At 39.2% G+C, this 9,645-nt stretch carries 8 protein-coding genes and 1 tRNA gene; 6 read left to right on the top strand and 3 right to left on the bottom strand.

Annotated features, from left to right (window positions below; genetic code table 11):
• The first annotated feature begins 130 nt into the window (after positions 1–130).
• A complete protein-coding gene (locus DYD54_RS06575) occupies positions 131–1,987 on the top strand; it encodes a ShlB/FhaC/HecB family hemolysin secretion/activation protein (protein ID WP_063513977.1) in 1,857 nt (618 codons plus the stop codon).
• 74 nt (positions 1,988–2,061) lie between these two features.
• On the opposite strand, the gene DYD54_RS06570 is transcribed toward DYD54_RS06575, so the two are convergent.
• Positions 2,062–2,601 carry a hypothetical protein gene (locus tag DYD54_RS06570; RefSeq protein WP_063514245.1) on the bottom strand — a complete coding sequence of 180 codons (540 nt, stop codon included), beginning with the start codon at positions 2,599–2,601 and terminating at the stop codon, positions 2,062–2,064.
• A gap of 10 nt (positions 2,602–2,611) precedes the next feature.
• Positions 2,612–2,929 carry a DNA methyltransferase family protein gene (locus DYD54_RS06565; protein WP_063514244.1) on the bottom strand — a complete coding sequence of 106 codons (318 nt, stop codon included), beginning with the start codon at positions 2,927–2,929 and terminating at the stop codon, positions 2,612–2,614.
• 471 nt (positions 2,930–3,400) lie between these two features.
• Between DYD54_RS06565 and DYD54_RS06560 the strand changes: the two genes are divergently transcribed.
• The 5 genes from DYD54_RS06560 to DYD54_RS06545 all read left to right on the top strand — a co-directional run bounded on the left by DYD54_RS06560 (position 3,401) and on the right by DYD54_RS06545 (position 6,789).
• Positions 3,401–4,024, top strand: a complete 624-nt coding sequence (locus tag DYD54_RS06560; RefSeq protein WP_063514243.1) for an ORC-CDC6 family AAA ATPase — start codon at positions 3,401–3,403, stop codon at positions 4,022–4,024.
• On the top strand, positions 3,913–4,323 hold the full coding sequence (locus tag DYD54_RS11970; RefSeq protein ID WP_440589634.1) for an ORC-CDC6 family AAA ATPase: 411 nt from the start codon (positions 3,913–3,915) through the stop codon (positions 4,321–4,323). The genes DYD54_RS06560 and DYD54_RS11970 overlap by 112 nt, the downstream gene beginning before the upstream one ends.
• Positions 4,278–5,105, top strand: a complete 828-nt coding sequence (locus tag DYD54_RS06555; RefSeq protein ID WP_063514242.1) for an ORC-CDC6 family AAA ATPase — start codon at positions 4,278–4,280, stop codon at positions 5,103–5,105. Before DYD54_RS11970 ends, DYD54_RS06555 begins: the two co-directional genes overlap by 46 nt.
• 179 nt (positions 5,106–5,284) lie before the next feature.
• Entirely contained in the window at positions 5,285–6,070 is a 786-nt protein-coding gene (locus tag DYD54_RS06550) for a hypothetical protein (RefSeq protein ID WP_063514241.1), read from the top strand.
• A gap of 642 nt (positions 6,071–6,712) precedes the next feature.
• A tRNA-Pro gene (locus tag DYD54_RS06545) sits at positions 6,713–6,789 on the top strand.
• A 442-nt stretch (positions 6,790–7,231) separates the two neighbouring features.
• Here DYD54_RS06545 and DYD54_RS06540 read toward each other — a convergent pair.
• Positions 7,232–9,616 carry a Lon protease family protein gene (locus DYD54_RS06540; protein WP_063514240.1) on the bottom strand — a complete coding sequence of 795 codons (2,385 nt, stop codon included), beginning with the start codon at positions 9,614–9,616 and terminating at the stop codon, positions 7,232–7,234.
• Positions 9,617–9,645: the final 29 nt, after the last annotated feature.

The raw sequence follows: 9,645 nt of genomic DNA, 5'->3' as shown, positions 1-9,645 counted from the left end.
ATTGAGTTGAACGAATGTGAAACCTAACATTTGTGGCTTAACCTATTGATTTTGTTTGGCCTTCGCTTTGCCCAAGCATAACCCTTAAAGACCACAACCCACAACCCACAACCCCAAAAACCCCAAACCCATGACTCACATCAACCACTCATCTTACCATACACTATCCTTACCAAAACGACTGGCATTGGCCGTCTCTTTGACCTTATGCTGTTCAGCTTATGCCAATACCCCTGAACAGATTACCCATCAGCAAATCTTGCTTAATGAGCAAAGACAGGCTGTGCTTAATCAATCATTGATGACAAGCCCTAGCGTGCAAGTTGATGTAGCTGCCTTTGAACCTGTTGCCAAGATGGATTCTATTCATACTAACAGTCAAGACAGCCACGATGATTTGCCTTGTTTTACCATCAACCAAATTGCTTATGCACCACTGGATGTCAAAGATAAAACAGACCTAAGACAATTTTCTTTTGCTCTCACACCCTTAACCCATGGCAAGCGTAGTGTATTGGGTCAATGTCTCAACATCAATGACATTCATCGCATTGTCCGTGATGTACAAAACCACCTCATTGAGCGTGGCTTTGCCACCACCAGAGTCTTTATCGGTGATCAAAACTTATCTGGCGGACAGCTGGTCTTAACCCTCGTACCAGGCATCATCGGACAGATTAAGGCGGATACTTTAAGTAGCCCCAAACCTATTTATACAGTTTATACAGACCCTACAGGACTGCCCGCCAATTTTAAGACCGCTTTGCCTTTTAAAGCTTACGATGTGCTAAACATCAGACAGCTTGAAACCGCCCTTGAAAACCTAAAACGAGTGCCAAGCTCTGATGCTACCTTTGCCATCATGCCAAGTGAGACTGGTAAGGTGGGAGCAAGTGATGTACTCATCAAATACGCTGCATCCAAAAAAGTGCGAGGCAGTTTTAGCCTTGATGATTCAGGCTCAAAAACCACAGGTAAATACCAAGGCAGTGCTACCCTAAGCTTTGATAACCCCACTTGGCATAATGACTTACTTTACTTAACCTACAGCCGTGATTTGGGCAATCGCATCAATAAAAACGAATATACCAATAAGACCGACAAAGGCGGCAGTAAAAACTATGGACTAGGCTATGTATTACCGATTAAAAATACCGTCTTTCATGCCAATGCCAGTCATTACACCTATCATCAAACCGTGGCAGGGGTAAATCAAGATTATCTCTACAGTGGTGATTCGGATAACATCAGTCTAAACGCCAGCCACTTGGTACATCGAGATGCCAAGAGCAAAACATGGCTTAATTTGGGCAGCTTTACCAAATCACAAAAAAGCCATATTGATGATACCCAAATCGATGTACAACGCCGCAAAATCTCAGGTTGGACGGCAGGCATTCGTCATGATATACGCTTGGGGCAAAGTCAGCTAAATACAGATGTCAGCATACAACGAGGTACAGGGGCATTTAATGCCTTGACACCACCTGAGAGTCTGTTTAACGAAGGCACGGCACGCACACCGATTTATAAACTTAATCTCAACTTTGCCACGCCCATCAAAATTAATGATAACTACCAAGCAGGCTATCAGGCAAATCTAAAAGCCCAATACACCCAAGAAGCTCTAGTCCCCAGTGAGCGAATGAGCATTGGTGGGCGATATAGCGTGCGTGGCTTTGATGGTGAGCGGACACTGTCAGGTGACATCGGAGCAATCCTGCGCCAAGATGTCAGCTTTCCCATCAAGCAGTCAAATCACAGTTTATATCTGGCTCTAGATGCTGGCAGTATCGCCATGCAAAACAAAGAACAAGACAACCTGCTGCTTGGGCATACTCTGGTCGGTGGTGCAATCGGCATCAAAGGACAAATTAAGCCACTACGCCTAAACTACGACTTCTTTGCAGGACATCCTATCAGACAGCCTAAATACTTTGGTGATCAAGATTGGGTTGGTGGGATGAGTTTGGGGGTGGGGTTTTAAAAGCAGGTTGACATCAAATCACCCTCAAAAGCAAGTGATTTTGAGGGTGATTTGAAACTGGGTATTTTATGGAATTAATTCAAAAGGGGCATCGACATTAAGGCTTCACATGTTAAATATTTCGCACATTTCCCTTGTGAATAAATACCCCTCCATTCCTTTCCAAAATCACTTGATATTGCACCCCATAGGATTTCGGTTTCATTTTCTGTGGAGGCGGTTAATTTAAATATCGAGTCAGTATAGTAATCTGCACCGGATGCAACCAAAGATTCGCGCATTATAGATCTCTTGCCAACCCTAGGGATTAAGATATCTCCCTCTTTCGCAAAATTGAACGCATGAGGGGTATGATGATATTGTCTTTGCTTTAACACAAGATCTTTGTCAATTAAATCTGTGATGTGTACCGCATCAATATTTAGTTCACTAAATTGTTTTTTAGTTTTACTACCACGTCGTATCTCCTTGATAATTTTAGCAATTGTGACATGATTTTTACCAACTTTTGATAATAAGATTTTCTTTTTGGTGTGAAAATTGAAGCATAAGCTTTCACACGCCTCTTCTTCATTCACCACTGGTGCATCTTGAATCCCTCCATCTACCCCCATGCTTAGTAGGCTACAGTGAGAATATTTTTTTGTCTGTATTTTTGGCGATAATCGCATAAGAATCAACTTCGGCGCCAGTGTATATATTATCAGGCAGAGCAATAACACTGACTTCATTAAATTTCTGAAGAAATTTTTTTCTATGCTGCTTAAAGCTAGAAAAACTAATAAAAGGAGCTGAAACAATAAATAGCAAAGATGAAGTTTGGCAAGACAGGGAGATCGCTTTATCTAAAAAGGCAATATCCAATTGATGATAGATTCCAATATTTTCAAAAAAACTAAAAGTATATCCACTTTTTGCTCGATGAAAAGGCGGGTTGCTCAAGAACAAGGTTGTATTCTTGGGAATGTCGCCTAAAAAACCAGGAGAATTGTAAAAAGCGCAGGCATAGACCAATCTCAAATAAGCAAAATTCTAAATAATAAGGCAAAGATTAGATCTAAAAACTTTAGCATATTATGCAAATTTGCATTAAATAACTGCGATATCGATCCAGAAATGCTAAAGGGTCATACAGTTGATTATATTCAAAATTTATCTGCAGCTAGCAACAAACTGCTCTTGTTGGCTGTTTATGATATAGTAAGCAGTAGTATGGATATTTGAAAACAAGATACCTTGCAATGGGAGAATGTTGTATGGCTGATTATGAGTCATTATTAAGAGATACAGAACTAAGAAACAAACTGCGTGATAAGGAGAAGTGCATACTTGATAAATACAACTTCCTTTTTAAGTCAAAATTATGTTCATGTGATGATACCACCATTCATTCGCCGAAAAGGAATTTGAAAAATGATAGAAGTGCAGCAAGTATTAACCAATCTTTCAGCCAAACGAACTGAAAATGATACACACGAAAGACTTGCAAAAAAATTTGTTCGCCCACCATTTGGGCAACAAATTAATCTCTTGCAAAAAACAATCAGTGGCTTTGGTGGGGGTAGAGGCTCAGGGAAAACAATATATTTAAAGTATTTCTCCCACTGGATGCAGCTAAATAAAAAAATCGCTACAGATGTTAATTCTCTTGAAAGTGTGATTTTCTATTGGAAGCCTGATACTACATTTTATCGCTCCATATCCAGAAAGTTGGATGGAAAAATTGCTGGAAATCTATTTTCATCCATGGTGACACTTGAAGTGACACAAGAGCTGATTTCTTTCATGATTAATGCTTGCGAGCATCAAGGTCTTTCTATAGACAGGTTTCTATCTGATAGCAAAATATTACAATTGCTCCAAAATACTTTTTCTGAAAAAGGATGTGCCTTGGAAGATTTAAAAAATAATTTAGACATTCAGAAATCGAGGCTCTATTCTCAAGCATTGCAGGGAGAACCTTTTTTTGTATATCCACCAAATATATTAAAAAATATATATGTTTTAAGGTTTTTATTGATGAGTTTGAAAATCTAAGCGCTGGACAACAATCATTCATTAATGGGCTGTGCAAACATTCACATGACCTACTATCTTGGAATGTTGCATATAAAGCACATGCTCAGGTTTCAAACGAAGTTAGTGAACCTGGTGAGGAATTATTTGATGGTAGTCAGGGCGAGCAGCTGCAAAAGAACCATGATTATGAAGAAATCAATCTTGACAAAATTATAAATAATTTAGCTAGATCTGAAAAGCGTCTTTTTTTGCTAAAGTACTGCTTGCAACCATGGATCCAGACAACTATCAAAAAACTCCTGATGAATGCTGTCTAAGTTTTGCAAGTGGTATATTTAGGGAGTACTCTGCAAAACATCTAGTCTCTGAGTATGTAAAACAAAACCCCAAGTTTGTTGATAGAGCTATAAAAAACCAAAAATATATAGAACACCTCAATGAAGAATCAATAAAGCTTCTAAAGGAGGATGCTGTTTTGATTGTTGCTCTTGCTGCAATATCAAAACATAAAACATTTGATCCTGATATTTTAACCCGTTGTTTAAATAACAAGCTGACCGACCCAGAACTTAAATCCTTCAATGAAAAAATTGATCATTATTTGCATGCGGGAATATTTAAACTGAATTTGGATTCAATGTATAACAATATACCTATATACTCTGGATTTGATAGGTTTATATATTTAAGCGCAGACAATATACGCCATTTTTTGGAATTATGTTATCAATCTTTGGCATTGTACTTTGATTCAGTCAATGCAATACATGACGGCTTCATTGATATTGCCAACATGAATAGCATACCACCTACCCGTATGCATGATGCCGCAAAAGCTGTAAGTCAGAAGCTTGTAAAAGATATTGGTTCGTACGCTCCTCTGGGGCAGGCTTTGAATGTCTTGACTGTAAGACTGGCGGAGATTTTTTACATCTTGCATCAGGATAGGCTGTCAGAGCCTGAAATTAACCATTTTTCGCTAGATAGTAATGCGTTTGAAGGTGGTTTGGAGCGTCTGCTTAATCAGGCATTGTGCTGGAACGTACTCATCGATCATCCCAATACCAAAGAAAAAAACAGTTTAAGGAAACGTATCTAGATTATCAATTAAACCCATGTACAGCCCCGCTTTTGGAATAAGCTATAGAAAGATGCACAAAATTACTTTGGAGGTGCATGATTTGAATATTATATGCAATGGAGATAGCAATCAATTTGAAGAACTTAAACTTAAGTTTAAGAATTCAAATAAAAAGAAGATTCAAGGAGATATTTTTAATGAGTATGATTGAGTGTATTAACTACTTCATATACCAACCAAGCAAAGAGCATCCTTGGGTTAAGAATTTTGATGTCGTATTCTCTGGACAGAACATTGATACCGATGATCGGACAAAATTCTGGAAATGCATGATGGGTGACACTACTCTTATTAAAAAACCTAAAGTTGTTGAAATTGGATGCACCTACCAATCAGACAATGTCCTTATTTCGATGGAGGGGCAAAAAGTTCACATCAGTGCTTTTGCAGAAAAATTATCTGAGTTTCAAAATCAAAATATTCTTGTTGATATAACCACTTTTGATGTGCCAGATCTTACACATTTATTAGATGGGTTATTTAAAAACCTTTTGAAGTTTACTGTTTGCTATATAGAACCTCAAAAATATTGCAATTCATCCAATGCTTTTTCAAAATTTCCTCATTTAAAAGGGGCGTATAATTATGCCCTTTCTGGAAATGGTGCCGGTATGGATTACCTACAATACTTTGAGCCCAAGAAGCTAGGTAGCAAAGCTTATTTTGTTAGCCTGGGGTATGAAGCTTTCCGGCTTGCTGGGTTTTTAAATTCTGATGAAGTGGAAAATGAGCACGATAAATATTTCATAATAGGCGTACCTCCATTTAATATTGGCTGGGAAAAGCGAAGTGTAGACGTAAATTTCACGCTTCTAGCTTCAATGGAAAAAATAGAGCAACGAATCCATCCGATTCCTTCAGACGATCCAATACAAACCTATGAACATATTAAGAAAAAATCGATCCCTTGGATGATGACATAACTATAGTGCTATTCCCAATGGGTAGTAAACCTCAAACACTTGGTATGATTTGGTTTGCAATTAATGCTAAGTCCAAAAATCAAAAAGATGTTGCTATTGTGTATGATTTTATGCAAAAGAATCAAAGTAGTAGTACTGGGGTTGGTAAAATGCACATGTGGGAATTCGGGCTAACAAACTGATATTGTTTAGTCATACAACCTCAAAGCATTACTGCAAATAAAATCCGCCGTGTGCTAAAACGCATTCAGTTCTTGCTTTTGAGTGTGTTTTAATATTGTTACATTGGATGGGTGACAACTCAAGATGAGGTTAGATGATTCAACCAACCGCTGCAAAAATAGCGCTTGAAGCTTGCGCATAATCAACCTAATATTTGATTTAACAAAATTAAACCTAATATTATTTGGGTGGATATTTCCACCCAGTTTTGAAAATAGCCTAAAAGTTCTGCCATCAGCCAGCCTAAGCTGCTGCGAGAAAATGGCTAATTATAAAGGATTTTGCATGTAATAACAAAAATAAAACCATTTAATGATAGAAGCGCGTCTTTTATTGATCGTCAGGCGAATAAGTTTGCGCCATAAGCCATGTAAAAACACTTGCAAAATCTCAGAAATTTGATAAAATGGCAATCCTATTCGGGGTGTAGCGCAGCTTGGTAGCGCACTTGCATGGGGTGCAAGGGGTCGCGAGTTCGAATCCCGCCACTCCGACCATTAAACAATCAAGGGCTGTCCGTCATCGTACGACAGCCCTTGATTTTTCTAGGCTTTAAGCCCTTTTTTGTCTTTGGCAGTCCGTCATAATCTATTGCTATCCATGATTTTGTTGGTATTATTGTTGGTATTTGAGTTCATCCTTAACATACATCAGCGCATCATAAATCACACCTTTCTCTTATAAATAAAAAAACCACCTTAGATAAATGTAGTTGGTGTTTTAAATATCTAAACTTGTTACTTTTGCAAGAGGGTATTTTTCATTTCATCATTGATGATTTAATTTATCAATATTCTCGCCTTTCGACTAGCCACAAAATAACCATGATTGCAAAACCGCTTTGAATAAAATAAACAACGGTTGGCATGACAATAAATGGGCTATATACATAGACATTTCGCCAAAACATCATGCTTTTATATTCTTTTATTTTATTATTCATTTCTTGGCTTCATTATCATCATCTTCCCATTGTATAAGCCGTCTTACGATTTTGCCAAACAACGTATGCTTTTTATAATCGCCTTTTTTATTTTTATCATGAATCGGCATATCGGTCAAAATAAACAACGCTTCATAAATGCTACTCACCGCATAAACATGAAACTCGCCACGCTCTACCGCCTCCACGACATTATCAGGGAGCATGAGCTGTCCGATGTTGGTTTTTGGGATAATCACGCCTTGCTCGCCGTTAAGCCCACGCTCAGCACAAGCGTCAAAAAAGCCAATGATTTTTTCGTTCACACCGCCAATCGCCTGAGCGTCCCCAAGCTGATTCATGGAGCCTGTGATTGCAAGTGATTGATTTATCGGCACATTTGCAAGGGCGGACAGTAGCACGGCACATTCGGCAAGGGTGGCACTGTCGCCGTCAATGTGGGCGTAACTTTGCTCAAAGGCAAGGCTTGCTGAGAAATTAAGCTCGGCAAATTGGCTAAATAATGAGCGTAAAAAGCTCGTCATAATCAGCATTCCCTTGGCGTGCAGACTTCCGCCAAGCTCCACGTCTCGCTCTATGTCTAAGATTTCGCCCGTGCCAAACTTAGGAGCGATGAGTGCGGTCAAGCGAGCAGGCAAGCCAAATTCGCTGTCGGCATAGGCAATCACGGTCAAGGCGTTGATTTGCCCGACTACTTTTCCTGTGGTATTGATAAGCTGTTGTCCGTTTTGAATCTCTTGCCAATATAATTCTTTTAAATAGCCTTTACGTTCTTTAATGTCATCTAAGGCATTTTGGACGTGGGTTTTATTAACAGTTTTGGCAATATTTTTATCATTGTTTTTATTATCAATGTCATAAGAATGATTTAAATAAAACTGCCTTGCTGATTCTACCACAAGTTGTAATAATCTGTCGCTGTGCAAATCCAATTTGTCTTTATCATCAGCATAGACGGACAATTCGTCCAATATCGCCCCAAAGGCAGTATTATCAAATGTGGGCAATGCTTGTTTTTTTATCATGTCAGCGATTTTATGGGTGATAAATAATTCGCTGTCGTGATTGCGTGGTAAGGTGTCATTAAAATCGGCTCGGATTTTAAATAGGTTATTAAATTCAGGTTCAAATTCTAATAATTCATAATATAAATCAGGCTCGCCCAATAATATCACTTTTACCGATAATGGCGTGCTGTCAGGCGATAAAGATACTGAGCCTGTTAGGGTTAGCATTTGTTCTAGGCTTGATATGCTTAGCGATTTTGATTGTAAGGCTCGCTTTAACCCTTGCCACGCATAGGGGTGCTCTAATAGCGATGACGCTTCTAATAATAAATATCCGCCATTGGCTTTATGCAATGCCCCTGCCCGTATCATGCTTGCGTCCGTTAAAATCGTGCCAAGCTGAGTGATGTATTCAATATGCCCCAACAGATTGGGGTGGGTCGGCATATCTTCAAAGACAATGGGCGAACCGCTATTTGGCGTATGGCTTACCGCCACATTGACATAATAGCGATTGGGGATATTTGCCGTTTTTACCATAAAGTCTTCATCATACTCTACGATAAATAGGATATTTTCTATAATATCTTTTTGATAGTCGGTTAAATATTGGCTGATTTTTTTATCAGATTTTGTAACATATTTTTTTAAAATTGGGGCAAATAATGGCTTGATGATTTTAATCAAAAGTGTTTCGTGAAGTTCGTCTATTTTTTGATTGACTTCATCATCTAAATTATCCAATTCTATATTTATTTTGGTGAGTTTTTTTTGTAGTTTATCAAGGGCGGTGTTGTTAATGGGTTTTTTGTCATCAATGGGGGTAAATACCGCTTTTTGGTCGGCAGAATGTAATAAGGTCAAATTATGACTTTTGGCGGTGGCATTGATTTCATCAAGCAAATTTCTTTCTTGTTTTTGAGCGGATTGCTTAATGGTGGTAATGCTGTTTTGGTAGCTGATGCTATTAAATTTGGCGATGATTTTTTTATACAGGTCATGCCAAAGTTTGTGCATGTCCTTGGCAAAAATCGCCCCTTGACCGCTTGGCAGGGTAAGTGCAATGGGGTGGCGGGGTGCGTCAAAATTATGCACATAGACCAAGTCGGGCGGGGTCGGCTCGTGTTTGGCACGCTCGGCAAGCAGACGCGTGATGAGCGTGCGTTTACCAAGCCCGTTTTCGCCCACGGCAAAGACGTGGTAGCCGTTTGCCTTGATGTCAAGGGCGGTCTGTATGGCATTGACGGCTCGGCGTTGCCCAAAGTTATGCAGTGCAGGGCGTGCGTGCGTGCTGTCGGGCGGTAGGGTGTGGATGTCGGTGTAGCGTTTTAGGGCGGTGTGGGGCAGGCGGTAAGGGGCGAATTGGTCGGTCATTGTTGTTATTAAAATATGAAAAAGGGATA

The organism is Moraxella ovis, assembly GCF_900453105.1.
Lineage (GTDB): Bacteria > Pseudomonadota > Gammaproteobacteria > Pseudomonadales > Moraxellaceae > Moraxella > Moraxella ovis.
This window is presented reverse-complemented; position numbering and strand designations above follow the sequence as displayed.

Excerpts from the sequence above, each read along its gene's own strand:
- DYD54_RS06575 (WP_063513977.1), top strand. The coding sequence starts at position 131 with ATGACTCACATCAACCACTCATCTTACCATACACTATCCTTACCAAAA.
- DYD54_RS06540 (WP_063514240.1), bottom strand. The coding sequence starts at position 9,616 with ATGACCGACCAATTCGCCCCTTACCGCCTGCCCCACACCGCCCTAAAA.
- DYD54_RS06555 (WP_063514242.1), top strand. The coding sequence starts at position 4,278 with ATGGATCCAGACAACTATCAAAAAACTCCTGATGAATGCTGTCTAAGT.
- DYD54_RS06570 (WP_063514245.1), bottom strand. The coding sequence starts at position 2,601 with ATGGGGGTAGATGGAGGGATTCAAGATGCACCAGTGGTGAATGAAGAA.
- DYD54_RS06560 (WP_063514243.1), top strand. The coding sequence starts at position 3,401 with ATGATAGAAGTGCAGCAAGTATTAACCAATCTTTCAGCCAAACGAACT.
- DYD54_RS06550 (WP_063514241.1), top strand. The coding sequence starts at position 5,285 with ATGAGTATGATTGAGTGTATTAACTACTTCATATACCAACCAAGCAAA.